We start from the raw sequence: 21470 nt of genomic DNA, 5'->3' as shown, positions 1-21470 counted from the left end.
AGACAGGCAATACTAAGGAATTCGCTGCCAAGAGACAAGCGTTACCCCATACAAGCGTAGCAAAAACTTCCGCTAGTTCCTGGCCTCTTTGCTATCACTCACACCAAAGCGCCGTATTTCTGTCACGCGCCAAACATTTGATTACACAGCACTCACATCACAATTACATATCCCCAACATGTGTGGGGTCACAATCATTCATTTCGTTGTTCGCAGTGCGCATTTGTGCACATTAATATTGTGCAGTTCGTTCCAATTACACTTATAAATTTATGCGCTCAACTATCACTTTTAAGCTCTTACTGGCGTTAATTGCTGTCTTCAGCTGCGTTCTAGCTGCCTCTACGGCTTACCAATACCATCAACAAAAAACCTTAATCAATGATGTTCTTAGTGAACAACTCCATGATAAGGCTAGTAATTATTTCGATAGCCTAAATATGATGATGCTTACGGGCACCATGTCGCAAAAAGAGACCTTACGTCAAAAAGCCCTGGCCCAAGAAGGCATTGAAGCAGTTCGCGTGTTGCGAGCTGATACTGTGACCAAACTTTACGGACCTGGGCAACAAAACCAGCAGCCTGTCGATGATATTGATCAACGAGCGTTGAATGGTGAACTGGTGATTGAACCAATCTCAGCCGATTGGGGCAAAGGGTTAGTAGTCGCGCTACCAATGAAATCGAGCGAAAATTACCGTGGCACCAACTGCGTTTCTTGCCACGTTGCACCAGCAGGAGAAGTGTTGGGCGCGATTCGCTTGGAATACAACATGAATCATGTCAATTCAATGATCAGTAAACAGGCAATGTTTGCGATGGGAATAATGGCCGTAATCGCATTTGTGGGCTTCATCATAACGATGAGTTTGATTCAGAAAATCATTGTACGACCAATTCAAAGAACGTCGAAATTCATGTCGAATGTGAGCCATAGCAAAGATCTATCTCAACGACTTATGCATCACCAACAGGATGAAGTGGGCCAACTTTCTACTGCCATCAATTCATTCATGGATACGGTCTCCGAAAGCTTAGAACGTGTGCAAGACACCTCTCACTCACTTGCCGACTCCGCGAGTAAACTAACTGCTGTCGCGCAGTCCACAGATAAAGCTGCCAATAACCAACAGCTAGAGACCAGCGAAGTACAAAGCAATATCACCGATATGCTGCAGCAACAAACTGCGGTTGAGGACTCGACTAACAACGCTACTGTTTTGGTCAATCACACCGTTGATGTCGCCACTCATAGTGCAAGCCAAGCACACAATGTAAGTGAAGACATCAAACAACTAGTAAGTAACATTGATACCGTACGGGAAAAAATCAGCTCTCTAAATCAAAGAACCGAAGAAGTGTCGTCCATTCTTGTGGTTATTAAGGGTATTGCAGAACAAACCAATCTGCTCGCGTTGAATGCTGCTATTGAAGCCGCCCGAGCCGGAGAGCAAGGGCGCGGTTTTGCGGTCGTCGCGGAAGAAGTGCGTAACCTGGCTTCTAGGACGGCTGAAGCCACTGGTAATATTGAACATATCATTTCTCAATTCCAGCAAGGAAGTGAAGAGTCATTAACTTCTGTTGATACCGTCTGCCAGTTTGCTCATCAACGCTCTGTCGATGTCGAGGCACTATCAGCCACAATGCATAACGTTGTTGACGAAATGCGCCAAGTGCTCAGACATGCAGAAGATATCCAAAACCAGACGCAAACCACATCTGATGTAAGTCAGCATATTCAATCTAAAATAGATGTGATCACACTGCATGCTAACGACACATCGCAATCGGCATCGCACACGCGTGATATTAGTGTTGATTTAGAGCATCTATCCGAACGTTTAGAGCAATTACTAAACCAATTCACACTTTCAGAGCACAAAAGAGTGAATAAATAGAGAGATTCTCCCCATCAAAACGAATATAAAGGTTGATGCGAGCGAATTGACAGGTAATATGTCTCGTTGAATCTGTAAAATGCTACCCAACTCAGCTCTTAGCTTGTTTTTTGAACAAAAATGTTATTAGACAAGTACTTTAAGTAAGCGTTGAGTTGAATTTTTACCTCAATGGAGAATATTGAAAACATGACTTACGCGCCTGTATCAGACGTATTGAAAGGTCAGCTAGCAGTAGACAGCGAAGTGACTGTTCGTGGCTGGATCCGTTCACGTCGTGATTCCAAAGCTGGAATCTCTTTCCTTGCCATATATGACGGCTCTTGTTTCGACCCGATTCAGGCCGTGGTCCCAAATAATCTTAATAATTACGAAGACGAAGTATTAAAGCTAACGACTGGCTGCTCTGTTGAAGTAACTGGTAAGATTGTTGAATCTCCTGCAAAGGGTCAAGACTTCGAACTTGCTGCCACTGACGTTAAAGTGGTTGGTTGGGTTGAAGATGCTGAAACTTACCCAATGGCAAAAACTCGTCACTCAATCGAGTACCTACGTGAAGTTGCGCACCTACGTCCGCGCACAAACGTAATCGGTGCAGTAGCACGTGTACGTAACTGCCTATCTCAAGCAATCCACCGCTTCTACCACGAGCAAGGTTACTTCTGGGTATCTGCGCCGTTGATCACGGCTTCAGATGCTGAAGGCGCTGGTGAAATGTTCCGCGTATCTACGCTAGACATGGAAAACCTTCCTCGCACTGACGCTGGTAAAGTTGACTACAACGAAGACTTCTTCGGTAAAGAGACGTTCCTAACCGTATCTGGTCAGCTAAACGCAGAAGCTTACGCTTGTGCGCTAAGCAAAGTTTACACTTTCGGCCCTACTTTCCGTGCTGAAAACTCAAACACAAGCCGCCACCTAGCAGAATTCTGGATGGTTGAGCCTGAAGTTGCGTTCGCAGAACTGGATGATGTAGCGAAACTGGCTGAAGACATGCTCAAGTACGTGTTTAAAGCGGTGCTTGCAGAGTGTCGTGATGACCTTGAGTTCTTCGCTCAACGCATCGATAAAGAAGCAATCACTCGTCTAGAGCAGTTCGTTTCTTCTGACTTCGCGCAAGTTGACTACACTGACGCAATCCAGATCCTTCTTGATTCAGGTCGTGAGTTCGAGTTCCCAGTTGAATGGGGTATCGATATGTCTTCTGAGCACGAGCGTTTCCTTGCTGAAGAACACTTTAAAGCACCTGTAATCGTTAAGAACTACCCGAAAGACATTAAAGCATTCTACATGCGTGCTAACGATGACGGTAAAACAGTTGCAGCGATGGACGTTCTAGCACCGGGCATCGGCGAAATCATCGGTGGTTCTCAGCGTGAAGAGCGCCTAGACATTCTAGATGCACGTATGCGTGAAGTGGGTATCGATCCTGAACACATGAGCTGGTACCGCGACCTACGTAAATACGGTACAGTGCCACACGCAGGCTTCGGTCTAGGCTTTGAGCGCCTAGTATCTTACGTCACTGGTATGGGCAACGTTCGTGACGTGATCCCATTCCCACGTACTCCTCGCTCTGCGAACTTCTAATCACTTTTTAGTGATATCGAATTAAAAAGACCTCCCATGTGGAGGTCTTTTATTTGTACGAATGATTTTCTAGCAACCGGTGTATGCACTCTAGTTGTTATTTTCGTCGTCATCCTCATCTGCTCGCGCTGCGTATTTTACTCCAACCACACACAAGCCAAACATCACAAATGGGATAACGGCAGCAGTGTATTCCGTCCAAACCATATGAGAAAAAGATTTCGCCAATATCAAGTGTGCAAACACCAACAAAAATGCGCTAAAAATAGCAACACCCATCAACCTAAGTTCATGCTTTACCAACTGCTTTTTCATTACGGCTCCTAACCTAAATGGTTGTCTGCCCATGATTGAAACACAGCTTCGGTATCGTCCACTGATACAGTTTGAGCAAAAAACAGGTAAACAGTTGGCTAATGAAGTAATTCTCCGACCGTCTTCACGGCTTGTTCTAATTCATCATTTACAGGTAACGATGTATTAAGCCTCAGGTAGTTCTCATAATTTGGAGCGACAGAAAACAACTGACCAAATGCTACAGTGATGTTCGCTTCCAATAACTTCTGATAAATCGCTTTTCCGCACTTTGTTTTCGGCAGTTCTATCCAAAGAAAATAGCCGCCTTCCGGTTGCGTGTAACGAATCGATTGGGGAAAGTACTTATCAACCAGTTCAATAAACGCCAATTGCCGCTGCTCAAGATTCTTTCGCAGTTTTCTAAGATGGCTATCATAACTATCGTTTTGCAAGTAATGCGCGATACCCTGCTGGATTGGCGCGCTGCCTGACAACGTCGAGATAAGTTGCAGCTTTTGAAGTTGCTCATTGAAGCGTTTGTTTACCACCCAGCCCAGCCTATAGCCAGGGCAAAGGCTTTTTGAAAATGATCCACAATGCAACACGCGCTCTTGTGTATCAAAAGCTTTAAGTGAGCTTGGCTTTTTTTCAGAAAAATAAAGCTCTGAATACACATCATCTTCGATCAAGTACACATCGTATTTATCAGCCAGTTCGACGATACGTTGCTTCTGCCCGTCACTTAATAAGGTTCCTGTTGGATTGTGAAAGTTAGTCATTAACCAACATGCGCGAACATCATTGTCGGCAAAAGTCGCTTCAATTTGATCCACTGAATGTCCAGTTAACGGATCCACCGTTATTTCTATCGCCTTTAGACCTAAACGTTCAATCGCTTGAAGTGCGCCATAAAACGTCGGTGATTCAACTACAACAGTATCTCCAGGCTGGGTCACGGCCTGAAGGCTCAAATTCAACGCTTCTAATGCGCCAGAAGTAACGACAATATCATCATGGGTAAACACCATACCTTGTTGGATGTACCGTTGAGCAATCAAACGGCGTAGAGACTCACAGCCCGGCGGCAAGTTATCCAATAACGTCTCTGCCCCCATCTTCCTGCCTGAGCTGGCTAGGTTGCGGTTTAGCGCTTCTAATGGGAACAATGCTGGGTCTGGAAACGCGGAGCCAAACTTCACCGCATTCGGTGAGGCCTGATTTTTGAGGTAGTCGTAAAGTTCATCGTTGATGCTAGAGCGATAAACGGAAGTGGCTGGAGAACTCGGTTCGAAGCGGTCCAACTCCGCAGTCACAAAGTATCCAGACTGAGGTTTCGCTGCGACCCAACCTTGTGCTTCGAGCAGCTGATAAGCTTGTAATACCGTACCTGCGCTGACAGAATGGTTTCGGCTTGTTACACGCACTGATGGCAGCTTTTCCCCTGCTCTCCATGTATTTTGCTGAATCTGCGTTTTGAACAGCTCAGCCAGTTGACGGTATCGGTTCATGTTTCCCTCATTTCACTTACAGCCGCACCATAGCATACTTCGCGCCAGCATTCTGATATGGGAGTATTCAATTTAGCAACGTAATTTATCAAGCTTATCAATAGATATTTCAGCCACGAAGTGAGAGTTTATATCCCATACTTTGACTGTTACACACATATTGCCTCACATCTTTGCAATATCTAAAAGCCAAGGTTTTACGTTGGACTGAGTTCGTTAAACTCACTTCGAGCTACGGTCTTTAAATCAGGAGGAAGCGATGAAAGTTTTTACAATGGACGATCTCTCGTATCGCGGAAAACATAAAGGTGTACATAGTTGGGACCATCCTGGCAGTACCACCCCTTATTATTGGCATCCTGATTGGCTGCATATCGCTGAAGATGCTTTGGGTGAACACAAAAAGGCTGACCTTGAAGTCCCTGATGGAGAAACAGCGACAGAAGAGCATGCAAAAGCGGCGATTCTCAAACACTTGAATGACGAGTAGTTTAGGCTCTATCACCGTTCAAGAATAGCATTAGGTAGGCGAATCCATCGTCGTATGCTTTAAACACAAATAAAGCTAAAACCTGCCAAATAGTAAATTCTCCTGAATGAGAAGTACGCATCTTCTATAGCGTTCAAAGGGCAAAATAAGTCGATTGTTATCACATTAATTTTCATTACATCTGTTACATTTAAATAGTAATGGTGATGCACACCTCAACTCATGGATTATGAGAGAAAACAATAATGGCGAAATACAACGAAGAAGATATTAAATACAAAGGTGAATCCAACGGCGTACATTCTTGGAGCTCTCCTTCCGGCCAACCTTATTACTGGCATCCAGATTGGTTACACGTTGCAGAAGATGCGACGGGTACGCATCCGAAGCAAAAACTTGAAGTTGAAAAGACAGAAGTACCAACCGAAAAGCACGCGTTAAAAGCGATCTTAAAGCATGTGAATGACTGGGCGACTGAAAAGCTTTCTTCAAACCCTGACATCGAAACCAATGCGGTTGAGTCGGAAATCAATCTGAAGAAATAACCCCAACCGATATCCATAATTCTAACAGTAAACGCTCCACCTTTGGTGGGGCGTTTTTGTCTCAACAAATCCTCACTAGACAACTATAAACGCGTTAACGCAAAGCACTGAATTGAAACGATTGGGATGTGTGCAAAACTTCTCCAACCATGGCATAAATGCCCTTCAAACTCTGTGCCTACCAAACGTTTTCATGGCAAAAGCTTTAGTTATGTTAGAATTCTGTTTCAAATCGCAACTTTTTTAGGTTTTCTTTTCAGTAACGGTTGTAACCAATATTGCTGAAAGGTATAAATGTTAGCACACCCCTTCGATTAACATGGATGAAGATTATGTTTGAAAAAGTAGTTGCCGCTCCGGCTGACCCTATTCTTGGCCTTACTGAAGAGTTTAAAAAAGATGCTCGCGCAGACAAAATTAACCTTGGCGTAGGTATTTACAAAAACGAGCAAGGCGAAACTCCCGTTCTTGCGACAGTAAAGAAAGCTGAAGCAGCACTTGTTGAAACTGAAAAAACCAAATCTTACCTAACCATCGAAGGCACAGCAGAGTACGGTATTGCAGTGCAAAAACTGCTTTTCGGCTCTGATGCAGAAATTGTAAACGAAAAACGCGCTAAAACAGCTCAAGCTCCGGGTGGTACTGGTGCACTACGTGTTGCCGGCGAGTTCATTAAACGTCAACTAGGCGATGTAAAGATCTGGATCAGCAACCCAACATGGGCGAACCACAACGGCGTATTTACTGCTGCTGGTATCGAAACGGCACAATACAGCTACTACAATGCTGAAACAAAAGACAAAGACTTCGATGCGATGCTAAATGATCTGCAATCTGCATCTGAAGGCGACATCGTGCTTCTACACGGCTGCTGTCACAACCCTACAGGGATCGATCCTACGGCTGAAGAATGGGAAACATTGGCGAAACTTGTCGCAGAGAAGAAATTGCTTCCTCTGTTCGACTTCGCCTACCAAGGCTTTGCTAAAGGTGTGGAAGAAGATGCTGCAGGTCTTCGTACTTTTGCTAAGTACAACAAAGAAATCCTAGTCGCGAGCTCTTTCTCGAAAAACTTTGGCCTATACAATGAACGCGTAGGTGCCTTCACGTTAGTAGCTGAGTCAGAAGAAGTCGCAACAACCGCATTTTCTCAAGTTAAAGCCATTATTCGCTCTATCTACTCTAACCCACCTGCACACGGCAGCGCTGTCGTGACTCACATTCTTGGCAACGCCGAAATGCGTGCGGAATGGGAAGCTGAAGTAGCAGAAATGCGTGACCGTATTCAAGAAATGCGTGAACTATTTGTAGCGACACTAAAAGCAGAGGGTGTGGACGCAGACTTTAGTTTCATCGAACGTCAAAATGGTATGTTCTCTTTCTCTGGTCTTTCTAAAGAGCAAGTTAACCGCCTTAAAGAAGAGTTCGGTATTTACATTGTCGGTTCTGGCCGAATCAGTGTTGCTGGTATGACGAAGTCAAATATGGGCCCTCTGTGTAAAGGCATTGCAGCGGTTTTATAATCGACTGTCGCATACTTTGTTAAAAGGAAAGGTCAGCATAAGCTGACCTTTTTTGTTTTAACTTAACGCCAAAAACGACCCCGTCCGATCTAGTAGACAAACTTCAAACTCAGCCCTACTTCATTGACGTAATCTGAGCTTTCACCGCTGTAATCAGTATCTCTAAACTGATAAAAAAGACCAGTGCCGATGACTTTATGCCATTGGTAGTTAAGACCGATCTTAAAATTGTTCTCATCAACGATATCACTACGGTTCAACTCCACTTCAGCTGTCGCAATAAGCTTTTCACTGAGCAAGTAATTCACCCCAACAGTTACAGCTTGAATCAATTCGCTATCGGAAGACAACGTATTATCCGTTTTGTCGTCCGTCGCTTTCGCTTTGATTGCGCCTATTCCATATAGCCCGTAGATATCGAATTGCTCTGTAACTCCATAACGGTAACCACCACCAAACAAAAGGCGGTCAATGCGAAGAGTAAAATCATCCGGATGGAAAAACTGCGCTGAGTAATCAACATTAAACAACCAGTTCTCAGTAAACAAATAGTTACCACCGAGTCCAACTGTGGTCGCATTAGAGTTATCTAACCATTCTTCGTTTGTCGTTCCGGCACCAACATCCAAATGAATGTGTTCGTACCCAAATTTTTCTGCTTGGTGCATGACCGCTGCGCTTGATATCGCCGGCAAAGCAGCTAAAGAAACAAGCAATAAATTTCTCACCATTCGACTTCCTTTCATGAGAATTATCTAAACACTGTATTCCATCGCCTGAGCTACTTGGCTCAAGAAGAATAGCTTAATCTAAAGACGTGATAACGATCTGAAACAGCCAAAGAGCTAATCAGTCATCACGAAGAAAACATATCGACGACGTCTTTTTCAATTGAGGTGACCATATAGTAGTAAAAATGAAGCTCCCTTATCGTGCGATATGTCAGAATCTTATGACTGAGCACGAAAATCGCGGTTCAGATAAGACTCTGTTTTAAAACTAAGTTAAGATTACTTTATTATTTGCGAACTAAAAGGCGCCTTCGATGGATGCAGAACTTCTCGAGATTTACAACTTTCTCGCCAAGTATCCCCCGTTCAATGAACTCCCTGAAGAAACACTAAACAAGGTGACAGAGAGTGTCGAAATCTCGTACTACCGAGAAGATACCCCCATCATCCATTTTGGAGACTATATCCAAGATTTATACGTGGTGCGAAGCGGTGTTGTTGAAGTTTATCGACGCAAAGGTGAGCTGTATAACCGCCTTGACGAAGGTGACCTATTTGGCCAGATGGGCATGCTCACCAATAACAAAGTCCGCTTTCCGGTAAAAGCCATTGAGGATACCCTGCTCTACTGTATTCCTGGTGACATTTTCCAAGAAATTTACGATAACTTTGATTCCTTTGCGGATTTTGTTGAAGTTGAAAATAGCGCTCGTTTACGCCAAGCCATTTCAGAAAACAAAGACGCTAATGACCTGACGACGTCGAAAGTGAAAACCTTGCTGACTGGCGATGCTCATACGATTGATCGTGGTCAGACAATCCAGCAAGCCGCGCAGCAAATGGCGAATGACAACGTATCGGCTTTACTTATCGTCGACCCAGATTTCGTTCGTGACGAAGACGATCCACAGTCCCCAGTACTTGGTATCATTACTGACCGTGACTTGTGTACCCGTGTGTTAGCTGAAGGTTTGTCCCCACAGGACGATGTGTCCAGTGTGATGACCACGGAGGTCATGTCTCTTGACCACAACGCTTACATCTATGAAGCAATGTTAACGATGCTGCGTTACAACGTACATCACCTACCAGTGGTAAAAAACCAATTACCAATCGGTATTATCGAAACAACCGACATTGTTCGTTATGAATCTCAGAATTCGTTGTTGTTGGTGAGTAGTATTTTCCAACAACAGACTATCGAAGATTTAGCCGTTGTTGCCGAAGAAGTGAAAAGCAGCTTCGTGCGTCTGGTCAATGAAGATGCCAACTCTCACATGGTGGGTAGCGCGATGTCGGTCATTGGCCGAAGCTTCAAACAGCGTCTGCTAGAAATGGCAGAAGAAGAGCTTGGCCCACCGCCAATTCCTTATTGTTTCCTTGCACTTGGCTCAATGGGGCGAGATGAGCAACTGTTGGTGACTGACCAAGATAACGCCATCATTCTAGATGAGACCTATCAAGAAGAGAAACATGGTAAATACTTCGAAGCCCTAGCAAAATACGTCAGCGATGGGTTAGATGCCTGTGGCTACAAATATTGCACAGGTGATATTATGGCAACCAACCCACTATGGCGCATGACTCGTTCAGAGTGGGAAGAGTGTTTTGCTGACTGGATTGATAACCCGAACCCGAAAGCACTACTCAACGCCTCCATCTTTTTCGACTTGGATGGTGTCTATGGCCGCTTAAAATGGGCAGAACAGTTAACTAGCTTTATTGTTCGTCGCGCTCGAAAGAACAACCGCTTCTTAGCGTGTTTGGCTCGTAACGCACTAAACAGAACACCACCTCTAGGCTTCTTTAAAGACTTCGTGATGGAAAAAGATGGCAGACACAACAACTCCATCAACCTCAAACGTCGCGGTACTGCTCCTCTGGTCGACTTAATTCGTGTTCACTCTCTGGCAGTTGGCTCACGTGCACAGAACTCGTTTGAGCGTCTCGACGACATCATTGACGCTGGCATTTTGCCAAAAGGTCGAGCACAAGACTTAAAAGACGCGTTAGAGTTTATTTCCATGGTGCGTATTCGTCACCAAGCGACGGATGTGGAACTAGGCATTGATCCTGATAACAATATCGAACCAGAAAACCTCTCTGAGTTTGAACGTCGCAACCTAAAGGATGCATTCCAGATCCTAAGCAATGGTCAAAATTTCCTTAAGTTCCGCTACCAAGCGAACAAGAGCTTTAAGTGAGGTTTAGCATGATTAAAAAGCTCTTTCAGAAGCCAACCATTCAGTGGCCAACGAAGTTTGAACAAAAGCTGGAGATGGCGAAGGATGAGAATTTAATTGCGTTTTATAGCAACAAGCCGCCTGCTCCAGAAACACCGTTATCTGAGGTGGAGTTCGTGGCGTTAGATTTCGAAACGACGGGTTTGAATCCTGAAAAACATGACATCATTACTATTGGTTTGGTGCCGTTTAACCTGAAGCGAATTTTCCTACGTAACTCGCGTCATTGGAAGGTACGTCCACAGCGTGCACTCGATGAAGATTCAGTCATTATACACGGTATTACTCACAGCGAATTGATCGATGCACCTGACTTAGGCGATATCTTAAGCGAGCTGCTACCATGCTTAAGCGGGAAAATCATTGTTGTTCATTACCGTCGTATCGAGAGGGAGTTTCTGGATAAAGCGCTCAAAAGCCGTTTAGGGGAAGGTATTGAGTTTCCTGTTTTAGATACGCTGCACCTTGAAGAAACGATTCAACAGAAACGTTCAGGCTCTCTCTGGGAGCGTTTAAAAGGGAAAAAACCAGAATCGGTTCGGCTAGCGCAATCTCGACGCCGTTATGGGCTGCCAGACTATACGCCTCACCATGCATTAACCGATGCAATTGCTACCGCAGAGCTACTGCAAGCGCAAATCGCCCATCATTACAGTGAAGAGCAACCCATCAGTGAGTTCTGGCTGTAATATACTTCACGCTTAATAGCGATCAAAAAAGGAGCCAGATGGCTCCTTTTTTACTTAGGTTGAGACAAGATTACAGCTTAAAGCGTTGAATCTCTTGTTCAAGTTCGTGTGATAGCTCAGACAGGTGAGCAGCTTGTTCTGCTGCTTGATGAGCTTCGACTGACAGCTCGTTAGACACATCACGAATACCTTCAGTGTTACGAGTGATCTCAGTGGTTACCGATGCTTGCTCTTCTGCTGCTGAAGCAATCTGCGTTGCCATATCACTGATACGCTCAACAGCAGTGTGGATTTGCGTCAAGCTCGCTGCAGCCGCATTGGCATCATCAACACTGGTATCAGCTAGACGACGACTGTCACCCATAATACCGACCGCCTTGGCTGTTGTGCCTTGTAGCATCTCGATAGTTTCTTGAATCTCTTGCGTTGAAGCATGAGTACGTTGGCTCAATACGCGGACTTCATCTGCAACCACAGCAAAACCACGGCCTTGCTCACCTGCACGTGCCGCTTCGATCGCCGCGTTCAGTGCAAGTAGGTTCGTTTGCTCTGCAATGCCTTGAATCGTTGATAGAATCGTATTGATGCTATTTCCGTGTGCTTCTAGCTCTTGAATCACATCAGTAGCAACTTGAACTTCTTGCGCTAAGTTCTGAATAGAGCCTTGCGTTTGAGTTACTTGGCTTGAACCATGTGAACAAGCTTGAACCGCTTCTTCTGAATTACTTGCCGTGCTATCAGCATTACCTGCAATTTCTTGTGTCGCTGCTGCCATTTCGTTCACAGCCGTCGCCACCATGTTGATTTCATCTTGCTGGTAAGAGATACGCTGACTACGCTCCTCAGCTTGCTGTGCTGTCGTGCGAGCTTGCTCTGAAAGCGCAGAAGATACGTGGCTAAGCTTAGTAACCATTGTGTGCATGTTGCCAACAAAACGGTTGAAGTTTTCCGCCAGTTTACCTACTTCATCATCACTGCGTGGCTCTAGGCGTTGCGTTAAGTCACCTTCGCCAGATGCAATTTCTTCCAGTGCATTTGATACGCGGTTCAAGTCACGGAACAAGAAACCAACTAGCCAAGAAACTGCAAGAATAACCACAATCGTGATCGCCACAGCAGTGAACAATAGATCTCGTAGCAATACCGCATGACCTGCTTCTTCTGTTGCGCGATCCATTTCAATCGCAAACATCCAATGCGTACCAGGAACTTTATTGAAGTAGTAAAGCTTCTCTTTTCCTTTGATTACCGTATCTTCGATACGACCTTCATCGGCGGCACGCTCAATTGCCTCTTCTGAAAAATCTTTTAGAACACTGGTGATAGGCTTAAGCGTCAAGCTTTTATCTGGATGCGCTAAGAAGGTGCCTTCATTCATGTCGATTAGCATCGCATGCGCGTTTTCACCTGCATCTAAGTTAATCACATCGCTGATAAGCTGATCGATCAGTACGTCCGCACCAACAACACCAACAAACTGACCATTTTTCATTACTGGCTCAGCAATGGTCACAAGTAGTGCATTCGTGATTGCGTCTTGATATGCGGCTGTGATGATTTGCTTACCCGCGGCATCAGCATCCTTGTACCAAGGACGTGTGCGAGGGTCATAATCAGCACGGTTACGCTCCGGATGAGAGCGGTACATATCACCGTTTGGTGTACCAAGGAAGATGTCATCGAAGCCACCAGCCTTGCGAGCTTGTTGTAGGAAAGGAACAACGTCTTGCTCGGTCGAGTAGTCGTTGAACGCAGTGGCAATATCTTTACGGATATTGACCCAATCAGAAATTCCCTCTGACGCAGTAGTACTAAGACTTTGCGCACGTGAATAGACACCTGAACGAGTCTGATCAAATAATTGACCAGCCGACAACCAAGTAAGTGCTGTTGCCATCACAACAACAGCAGAAAGGCTTGCGCCTATAAGCTTTTGTTTTAATGATAATTTCATATTTATAGTTTTTTGAGTTGGGAGAACAGTTAAGGTGCATGAATATTACACACTTTTTTACGACTATTCACTAATTTTTAAAAAACAAAATAGCACATTAACTCTTTGTAAAATATGAACTTTCATGTGTCATTTTTTTGTCTCAAGCGTCATAAAAACCGCACAAAAAAAGCCAGCAAATTGCTGGCCTTTTGATTAATTGTTAGTCAGACGGTTTTATAAAATGCCGAATTACTGACGCTCAGTTCGCATACCCATCAATAAGCTCACACACATTGCAAGCAGAATGAAGGTAAATGGCAGTGCTGTAGAAATGGCACCGGCCTGAAGAGCTTGAACAGCCTCGGAGCCACCAATCCATAGCAGAGCAACCGCAATTGCACCTTCCATGAATGCCCAGAAGACACGTTGAAGTACAGGTGCATCGACTTTACCACCTGCCGTGATACTGTCGATAACAAGTGAACCAGAGTCAGAAGACGTAATGAAGAACACAAGTACCAGCACAACAGCGATGATAGAAAGCATGCTACCAAATGGAAGAACATCAAACATTTGGAACATAGCAAGTGATACGTCAGTCAAGCCATTTGTGCCCAGCTCACCTACTTTATCAACAACTTGCTCGATCGCAAGGCCACCAAATACAGACATCCAAACAACGGTAACCGCAGTTGGAACCAGCAGAACTGCTGTGATGAACTCGCGAACGGTACGGCCACGAGAAACACGCGCGATGAACATGCCTACGAATGGCGACCATGAAATCCACCAAGCCCAGTAGAACACTGTCCAGCCTTGGAACCAAGCTTCGTCCGTACGACCAAACGGGTTACTTAGTGGGATGATATTCTCTACATATGCCATAAGTGTGGTTGGAATCGAACCTAGGCTCGCCGCCCAACCGATAAGACCAACAAGGAGAAGTAGCAAGAACGCCACAACCATGTTGATGTTACTAATGACTTTAACACCACCATCGATGCCGCGTACGACTGAAACAACAGCAAGTAAAGTCACCACGGTAATAACGACGATTTGCAGACCTAGGCCTGGCTCAACACCAAATACGTGATGAATACCACTTGCTGCTTGCTGCGCACCTAGACCTAGGGATGTAGCAAGACCAAATAAAGTCGCAAGCACAGCCAGAATGTCCACAATGTGGCCAGCCCAACCCCATGCACGATCACCCAGAAGTGGGTAGAAGATCGAACGCATAGATAGCGGTAAGCCTTTGTTGTAGGCAAAGAATGCTAAAGAAAGTGCTACAACACCGTAAATTGCCCATGGGTGAAGGCCCCAGTGGAACATCGTTGCACCCAGTGCCAATCTCGCAGCTTCTGGTGTATTTGCCTCAACACCAAGTGGCGTTTCATACCAACCGGTGAAGTAAGCGACAGGTTCTGCAACACTCCAGAACATTAAACCGATACCCATACCAGCTGCAAATAGCATTGCAAGCCATGACATAAACGAGTAATCGGCAACAGCGTCTTTACCACCTAGTCGGATCTTACCCATTGGTGAGACGATAAGCGCCAAACAGAAAATAACGAAAATGTTACCTGCAATAATGAACAACCAATCGAATGAACCAATAATTTTCCACTTCAGCCCATCAAGTGCCGTCTTTGCGGTATGTGCATCTAGAACTAATGCAGCGACAAGAAACAGCGCAATTAAACCTGCACTAATACCAAAAACTGGGTTATGAACATCAAAACCCCATTTTTGAACGTTGTCCTGACCTACCGTATAGTCGGTACTATCGATACTGTACTTATCTATACCCTTTGTCATCGTTCCTCTCTATTTTTGTAGTGTTTTTACGTACCAAACAAAAAAATCTTTCGAACACGATACGTTTTGCATTCCGTGAAGGCGAAAGATACTATCATTTGACACGTTTTTGTCTATCTTTTTGCTATTAAAAAATCCAATAACTTACTTTTCACTGTGTGGTTACGGCCTTTGATAGAACAAATCACTACTACAATAGTTAGACCACAAACATTTATTGCTATAATAATTTTAGCTCTTCTTATTTTGTCGAAAAGGCGCGACAAAATGGTATTGAGGACACGGCGTAAAATTGTAGGGGTAATTTTTGATTTCCCCCCTTTAAATAAGGGCGCATTTAAGTTAGTGTCGCCTCGATAAATGTTCCCTACAGACTGGATGAATAAATTGGAAAAGTACGAAGAAGTATTGGTCTCGATTCGTCAGATCATCCGCGCTATTGATTTACATTCTAAAAAGCTGAGCAAAGAGTCTGGATTGACTGCTCCACAGTTGATTTTGATGCGCGCTATCAATGACTTAGATAACGTGACGATTAAACAGTTGTCTAGCCACACTAACATGAGCCAAGCGACCGCAACGACCATTCTAGATAGACTAGAACGAGGCCAGTTTGTTGAGCGTCAGCGCAGTGTTCAAGACAAGCGTAAAGTGCATGCTGTACTTACGAGCAAGGGCCAAGAAGCCTTAAAACAAGCACCAACGCCGCTGCAAGAGCACTTCATTAATCGATTCCAAAAATTGGAAGAATGGGAGCAATCCCTTCTACTATCTTCCGTTCAACGCATCTCGACGATGATGAATGCAGAGGACATCGATGTTGCTCCAATGCTAGAGCTTGGTAGCATTACCAAAGCCGATTAGTTTCGCTCCCACGTGCTCGCTTTTTGCGGGCACTACTCTCCTACTCAGTCAAGCCAGTTTCAAACGCATATTTTGCTAACTCTGCCGTCGAATGTAAGTCCAACTTGTGCTTAATGTTATGGCGATGCGTCTCTACCGTTCGATAACTAATATTGAGTAAAGTGGCGATTTTTTTGCTGCTGTTTCCTTGAGCAACTAATTTAAGTACCGCTTCTTCCCTGCGGCTGAGAGGATTCGTTTTTTGCGTGGCAGGCACCACTTCTTGGGTAAAGAGTGTTTGTGTGACGGATTCACAGAAATACGTCGAGCCTTGGTTCACCGTTTTTATTGCTTGCACCATTTTCTCGGCCGAGATTTCCTTGAGCATATATCCTACGGCACCAGCTTGCATGACCTTCATGATGTACTCGCGATTATCGTGCATGGTCAACATAAGTATTTTGCTCTCTGGGCGAGCTTCTTTAATCCCACCAGTCGCTTCAATACCGTTCATTATTGGCATGCTGATATCCATCAATATGACGTCCGGTTGCAAGTGCTTTGCGACCTCTATCGCTTCCAAGCCATTGCTTGCTGTACCCACCACTTCGATGTCAGGCTCTAACTCCAAACGAGCCATGAAGCCATCCAATACCACTTGATGATCATCGACAATCACTACACTAATCGGTTTATCCATAAACTATTTCATCCAAATTAAGCAGCACAGTAATCTCTGTTCCCAAGCCAAGCTCACTCATTAGCTCAAATTCACCACCGATGAACTCTACACGCTCTTGCATGTTCCTTAACCCAATCCCTTGTTGGTGCACTGCTTGGTTAACCACAAATCCAACGCCATCATCACGTATGAGTAATTGCAGCATATTGCCCATTTTTTGCAAAGTAACCGTTACTTTTTTCGCTCGCGCATGTTTTTCAATGTTATTCAAAGACTCCTGAGCGACGCGATATAGCGTCGTTGCGACTTCCGAAGTCAGTTTGTGCTGCTGAGTATCGAAATTGCTCTCGATATCAATCCCGGAATGGGAATGAAAATCCTGTAGCAAGGTCGTCAGTGCTGCTTCTAAACCGATATCATCGAGGGCGCTTGGACGGAGCTGATGAGAAATATGCCGCACCTCATTTATCGCGGTGACGAGCGATCGTTGTGATTTATCTAAGTGGGATTTGAGTTTTTCGTCTTCCAGTCTATGACTCATTAAGTCTAAATGACATTTACTGGAGACTAACAACTGATTGATTCCATCATGCAGTTCTCGCGCTAAATGCTTTTTCTCATCTTCTTGGAACATCACGGTTTTATGTGCCAATTCTTTCAGGTTCTTATCAGCGAGGCGATGCTCGTGCAGATTGATCGCCAGAGTGAGAACAATGATTACAGCAACGGTCACCGCTAAGATCACGACGACTGAGAAAAATGTCGTTTCGATATTTTTGTTCACCGCCGCGCGCATATTGGCGACTTCTCGGCTTACATCCTCAATATACAGCCCAGTCCCTATCATCCATTCCCACTTATCGAGCCATGCAGCGTAACTAAGCTTAGGGACAACTTCACCCGTAGATGGCTTTTGCCACAGGTACTGATGAAATCCACCACCGGATTGCGCTTGATACAATAGAGCTTCGATTAAGCGATCGCCATTTTCGTCTTCAAGATAGAGTAAGTTTTCCCCGACAAGCTCCGGAAGAACTGGGTGTACAAGGTTGGTACCATATTTATCATAAGCAAAAAAATAGCCGTCCGACCCATAACTCAAACGATTTAAAATCGCTTTCACACGCGTTTTGGCAACACTCTCTTCTAAAGTCGGATCGTTGTAGATGTAAGAAATGGAGTCAAAAGCGACGTCGACCGTATCTTTCAGCGCCGCTTCTTTTGATTGGATCAGGTTTTGATGAAAGATCTCCACCTCCCTTTTGCCAAGGGTCTTAGTTTGATAGATAGAGATCCAGCTGATACTCGCTGACACCAATACCACGGGTATCAGTGTCAGCAGAATTAACTTTGCTTTGAGAGGCATCCCTTCCCTCCATGAAACGCTGCCTTTACAGCTTACTATCTTAGCAGTACAAACGAATCGATTGTGTCTGCATAGACATAATTAACAGCTTAACAACTTGTCTCAAAAGGTAAAAACTCTCAGTTCACAAAATCTCTTTATTATCGAGTGATTAACTCATACCGTAAAAACCTGGGAAAAACAGCAAAGACGCCAACACAACAATCTGAATCGCGATGAATGGCATCACACCTTTGTAGATATCTCGCGTAGTAACCCCTGCTGGAGCGACACCTTTTAGATAGAACAAACTAAAGCCAAATGGCGGTGTGAGGAACGACGTCTGTAAGTTCATCGCAATAAGAATCGCAAACCACGTCATATTAATGCCCATCAATTCAGCGACTGGCGCAATAATTGGCACGATGATAAAACAGATTTCAACGAAGTCGATAAAGAAACCTAAAATCAGAATCACCACCATGGTAATAATAAGGAATCCCCACTTTTCACCCGGCAGTTCTAACATCCACTCTTCAACTAAATAATCACCACCAGTGTAGGTAAATGCCATTGAAAAGGCGGTCGCACCAAGTAAGATCGCAAAGACCATTGCGGTTACTTTAACTGTCTCTTTTGATGCATCATAAATCATCGACCAACTAAACTGTTTATACAATAGTGATAAAATTATCGCACCTGCACCGCCCAGTGCCGCTGACTCTGTTGGTGTTGCAATCCCTGCAAAGATGGAGCCCAATACCACGATGATCAATGCTAAAGGTGGCAATACAGCTTTCAGTGCGGTGAGCACTTCTTGTTTACGACTGATCGACTCATCACGCTCTATCGCCTGTGCGGCTTGAGGGTTCAACTTCGCGTAGATGAGAATGTAGATCACATAGGCGCCAACAAGTGTAATACCGGGCCAGATCGCAGCTTGAAATAGGTCCCCTACCGGTACGCCAAGTACATCACCCAACAAGATCAACACGATAGAAGGTGGGATAATTTGGCCCAACGTGCCAGACGCACAAATAGTCCCACACGCTAAACCTTTGTCGTAATTGTACTTGAGCATCACAGGAAGAGATATTAAGCCCATCGCAACAACTGATGCGCCTACCACACCCGTTGAAGCTGCAAGCAATGCGCCAACTAACACGGTAGAAATAGCGATACCACCGCGAACGCCACCGAACAAACGCCCCATTGATTCTAGTAGCTGTTCAGCAAGCTTCGTTTTCTGTAGCACTAGCCCCATAAAAACGAACAGCGGTACGGCCATTAGCACCGTATTTTCCATAATGGACTGAATTCGATATGGCATAAAAGCAAACATCTCGATGCCTTCAGCCCAAACACCAAAAATCAGCGCGATACCACCAAAAGTAAAGGCAACGGGAAATCCCAATAGAAGCGCAAAGAGCGCAACAAAAAACATCACTATACCGATCATAATGACTTCCTTTTACGACTTACCGTTATTACCGGCATAGATGAGATGAGGGTTGACAATTTTGTTGATTGAATGAAGTAACAATCCAATACCACTCACCGCCATAAAGAAAAATGACAGCGGAATCATCGCTTTGATAATCCAACGATATGGTAAGCCACCTGGGTCACCAGACGTCTCGCCTAACGCGTAACTTTCCTTGGCGAAATCAATACCAAACCAAGCTACCAGTAGGCAAAAAGGGAATAAGAAAAATAGTGTGCCTATGATGTCGATGATGGATTGTGCTTTGTAAGATAAGCGTTCATAAAAAATGTCGACGCGAACATGGCCACCGGACTTAATTGCGTAAGGCACACCAAGCAAGAACACGGCAGAGAATAGATGCCATTCCATTTCTTGGAATGCGATAGACACATCATTAAACACGTAACGCATGACAACGTCGTACACAACGTTTGCTAACAACAAAATAAACAGGATGCTGGATAACCATCCGAGGAAATCGCTAAAGCGGTTAAATAATCGCTCAATATAAATAAGACTTCTCATTCCGAACTCCGTGGAACGTTTAGATGCGCTCCGCTATGGTGCGGAGCATTCATTATGAAGTTTTCTTGGGCTTCGATAGCAGGCTAAACCTCTCGGCATCGCCTGCTTCATAACGTTATTGTTGAGCTTGACTGTTTAAGTACGCTCGGTGCGAAATATCTGACCATGGTCGAACTTGATTCATATAGTTCGCTTGCGACTCTTGAATCTCTTTCGCCAAAGCATCTTTTTCTGCATGTTCTTTCAACAAACGATCGTTTGCTTCTCGCAACGCAGCTACTACTTCAGGTGGGAAATCTTTTACTTCAACATTTGGGTATTCAGACTTAATAGATGCCCAGTTTTTGCCGCTTTCGTGTTTCGATTGCGTGTACATATCGTAAGCGGCCGTTTTCATGGCTACTTGCAAAATCGCTTTTAGATCATCAGGTAAACGATTCCAGGTACGCTTGTTAACGAGGAACTGAAGCTCAGTCGCTGGCTCATGCCAACCTGTGTAGTAGTAAGGCGCGATTTTGTGGAAGCCCATACGTAGATCCAGCGATGGACCAACCCATTCCAAGGCATCAATTGTGCGACGCTCTAGAGAAGTATATAGCTCACCAGGGGCGATATTCGTTGGCTTGGCACCTAACTCAGCCAAAATCTCACCAGCAAACCCTGGGATACGCATTTTCAAACCCTGTAAGTCCTCGACGGACTTGATCTCTTTTTGGAACCACCCGCCCATCTGAGTATCGGTATTACCGCCAGGGAAAGACATCAAGTTATGTGGAGAGTACACTTTTTCCATCAGCTCCATACCACCGCCGTAGTAAAACCATGCATACTGCTCAGTTGGCAACATACCGAAGGGCATAGAAGTGAAGTAAAGTGTGTTTGGAACCTTACCCTTCCAGTAATAAGACGCTGAGTGACCCATGTCATACTGACCCGACTTAACCATATCAAACACCCCAAAAGGCGCTTTATGCTTGTTTGCGGAATCAATGCGGATTTGCAAACGTCCGTTGGACATCTCTTCCGCCATTTTGGCCATGTTTTTTGTGGTATCACCAAAAATTGGGAAATTAGGCCCCCAAGTTTCAGCAAGCTTTAAACGATAGACTTTTTCAGCAGCGTTTACAGAAGTCGCTGCGAGTGCCATCGCGGCAGCGACAGCGGTTGTTTTGAGCACTCGTTTTAAAGATTTTTGGATTAGACTCATCGTTCACGTCCTTTATCACCAAGGTTATTGTTGTCATCCATTTCATTAGGATTGGCTGTATTCGGTATAAAAGATGTAACAATGTTGTCTAATGCGAAATGGGCATGAACA

At 44.7% G+C, this 21470-nt stretch carries 18 protein-coding genes; 8 read left to right on the top strand and 10 right to left on the bottom strand.

Going from position 1 to position 21470, the window contains the following annotated elements; translation table 11 throughout:
- The first annotated feature begins 272 nt into the window (after positions 1 to 272).
- Together R7Z78_RS15655 and asnS are read left to right on the top strand one after the other, a co-directional pair.
- Positions 273 to 1898, top strand: a complete 1626-nt coding sequence (locus R7Z78_RS15655) for a methyl-accepting chemotaxis protein (protein WP_042522778.1) — start codon at positions 273 to 275, stop codon at positions 1896 to 1898.
- A gap of 189 nt (positions 1899 to 2087) precedes the next feature.
- Positions 2088 to 3488, top strand: coding sequence for an asparagine--tRNA ligase (gene asnS, locus R7Z78_RS15650; protein WP_017636101.1), 1401 nt, complete (start codon positions 2088 to 2090; stop codon positions 3486 to 3488).
- A 90-nt stretch (positions 3489 to 3578) separates the two neighbouring features.
- Here the strand turns inward: asnS and R7Z78_RS15645 are convergent, their stop codons facing one another.
- Complete coding sequence (locus R7Z78_RS15645; RefSeq protein WP_017636102.1) at positions 3579 to 3803, bottom strand: hypothetical protein; 225 nt, start codon at positions 3801 to 3803, stop codon at positions 3579 to 3581.
- 98 nt (positions 3804 to 3901) lie between these two features.
- The gene (locus tag R7Z78_RS15640) at positions 3902 to 5293 is read right to left on the bottom strand and encodes a PLP-dependent aminotransferase family protein (protein WP_154204464.1); all 1392 of its coding nucleotides are present in this window, start codon (positions 5291 to 5293) and stop codon (positions 3902 to 3904) included.
- Positions 5294 to 5552: 259 nt separating this feature from the next.
- Between R7Z78_RS15640 and R7Z78_RS15635 the strand changes: the two genes are divergently transcribed.
- The 3 genes from R7Z78_RS15635 (at position 5553) to R7Z78_RS15625 (ending at position 7851) form a co-directional block, all read left to right on the top strand.
- Positions 5553 to 5783 carry a hypothetical protein gene (locus R7Z78_RS15635; RefSeq protein ID WP_017636104.1) on the top strand — a complete coding sequence of 77 codons (231 nt, stop codon included), beginning with the start codon at positions 5553 to 5555 and terminating at the stop codon, positions 5781 to 5783.
- Between the two features lie 245 nt (positions 5784 to 6028).
- Positions 6029 to 6328, top strand: a complete 300-nt coding sequence (locus R7Z78_RS15630) for a hypothetical protein (RefSeq protein WP_104975446.1) — start codon at positions 6029 to 6031, stop codon at positions 6326 to 6328.
- A 332-nt stretch (positions 6329 to 6660) separates the two neighbouring features.
- Positions 6661 to 7851: an amino acid aminotransferase gene (locus R7Z78_RS15625; protein ID WP_017636105.1), complete on the top strand. Its 1191-nt coding sequence runs from the start codon at positions 6661 to 6663 to the stop codon at positions 7849 to 7851.
- A gap of 89 nt (positions 7852 to 7940) precedes the next feature.
- Here R7Z78_RS15625 and R7Z78_RS15620 read toward each other — a convergent pair whose 3' ends face one another.
- Positions 7941 to 8582, bottom strand: a complete 642-nt coding sequence (locus R7Z78_RS15620) for an outer membrane beta-barrel protein (protein WP_042522781.1) — start codon at positions 8580 to 8582, stop codon at positions 7941 to 7943.
- A 314-nt stretch (positions 8583 to 8896) separates the two neighbouring features.
- On the opposite strand from R7Z78_RS15620, the gene R7Z78_RS15615 reads away from it, so the two are divergent.
- Both R7Z78_RS15615 and R7Z78_RS15610 read left to right on the top strand, forming a co-directional pair.
- On the top strand, positions 8897 to 10786 hold the full coding sequence (locus tag R7Z78_RS15615) for a DUF294 nucleotidyltransferase-like domain-containing protein (protein ID WP_017636107.1): 1890 nt from the start codon (positions 8897 to 8899) through the stop codon (positions 10784 to 10786).
- Positions 10787 to 10794: 8 nt separating this feature from the next.
- Positions 10795 to 11514, top strand: a complete 720-nt coding sequence (locus R7Z78_RS15610) for a 3'-5' exonuclease (protein WP_005376881.1) — start codon at positions 10795 to 10797, stop codon at positions 11512 to 11514.
- Positions 11515 to 11584: 70 nt separating this feature from the next.
- Here R7Z78_RS15610 and R7Z78_RS15605 read toward each other — a convergent pair whose 3' ends face one another.
- Complete coding sequence (locus R7Z78_RS15605; RefSeq protein WP_005376880.1) at positions 11585 to 13468, bottom strand: methyl-accepting chemotaxis protein; 1884 nt, start codon at positions 13466 to 13468, stop codon at positions 11585 to 11587.
- A gap of 231 nt (positions 13469 to 13699) precedes the next feature.
- Positions 13700 to 15271, bottom strand: a complete 1572-nt coding sequence (locus tag R7Z78_RS15600) for a BCCT family transporter (RefSeq protein ID WP_005376879.1) — start codon at positions 15269 to 15271, stop codon at positions 13700 to 13702.
- A 387-nt stretch (positions 15272 to 15658) separates the two neighbouring features.
- On the opposite strand from R7Z78_RS15600, the gene R7Z78_RS15595 reads away from it, so the two are divergent.
- Positions 15659 to 16135 carry a MarR family winged helix-turn-helix transcriptional regulator gene (locus R7Z78_RS15595; protein WP_005376877.1) on the top strand — a complete coding sequence of 159 codons (477 nt, stop codon included), beginning with the start codon at positions 15659 to 15661 and terminating at the stop codon, positions 16133 to 16135.
- 40 nt (positions 16136 to 16175) lie between these two features.
- Here R7Z78_RS15595 and R7Z78_RS15590 read toward each other — a convergent pair whose 3' ends face one another.
- The 5 genes from R7Z78_RS15590 to R7Z78_RS15570 all read right to left on the bottom strand — a co-directional run bounded on the left by R7Z78_RS15590 (position 16176) and on the right by R7Z78_RS15570 (position 21359).
- Positions 16176 to 16814, bottom strand: a complete 639-nt coding sequence (locus tag R7Z78_RS15590) for a response regulator (protein ID WP_104975447.1) — start codon at positions 16812 to 16814, stop codon at positions 16176 to 16178.
- On the bottom strand, positions 16807 to 18162 hold the full coding sequence (locus R7Z78_RS15585; RefSeq protein WP_005386831.1) for a cache domain-containing protein: 1356 nt from the start codon (positions 18160 to 18162) through the stop codon (positions 16807 to 16809). Before R7Z78_RS15585 ends, R7Z78_RS15590 begins: the two co-directional genes overlap by 8 nt.
- Before the next feature lie 151 nt (positions 18163 to 18313).
- Positions 18314 to 19600 (bottom strand): TRAP transporter large permease, encoded by a 1287-nt coding sequence (locus R7Z78_RS15580; RefSeq protein WP_005376871.1) that lies wholly within the window; start codon positions 19598 to 19600, stop codon positions 18314 to 18316.
- A gap of 12 nt (positions 19601 to 19612) precedes the next feature.
- Positions 19613 to 20152: a TRAP transporter small permease subunit gene (locus R7Z78_RS15575; RefSeq protein WP_005376869.1), complete on the bottom strand. Its 540-nt coding sequence runs from the start codon at positions 20150 to 20152 to the stop codon at positions 19613 to 19615.
- Positions 20153 to 20267: 115 nt separating this feature from the next.
- Positions 20268 to 21359 (bottom strand): TRAP transporter substrate-binding protein, encoded by a 1092-nt coding sequence (locus R7Z78_RS15570; protein WP_017636112.1) that lies wholly within the window; start codon positions 21357 to 21359, stop codon positions 20268 to 20270.
- Positions 21360 to 21470: the final 111 nt, after the last annotated feature.

Source organism: Vibrio sp. 1167, from assembly GCF_033340375.1.
GTDB classification, from domain to species: domain Bacteria; phylum Pseudomonadota; class Gammaproteobacteria; order Enterobacterales; family Vibrionaceae; genus Vibrio; species Vibrio alginolyticus.
Note: the sequence above shows the minus strand (reverse complement) of the source record. Positions and strands in the feature narration are given on the sequence as shown.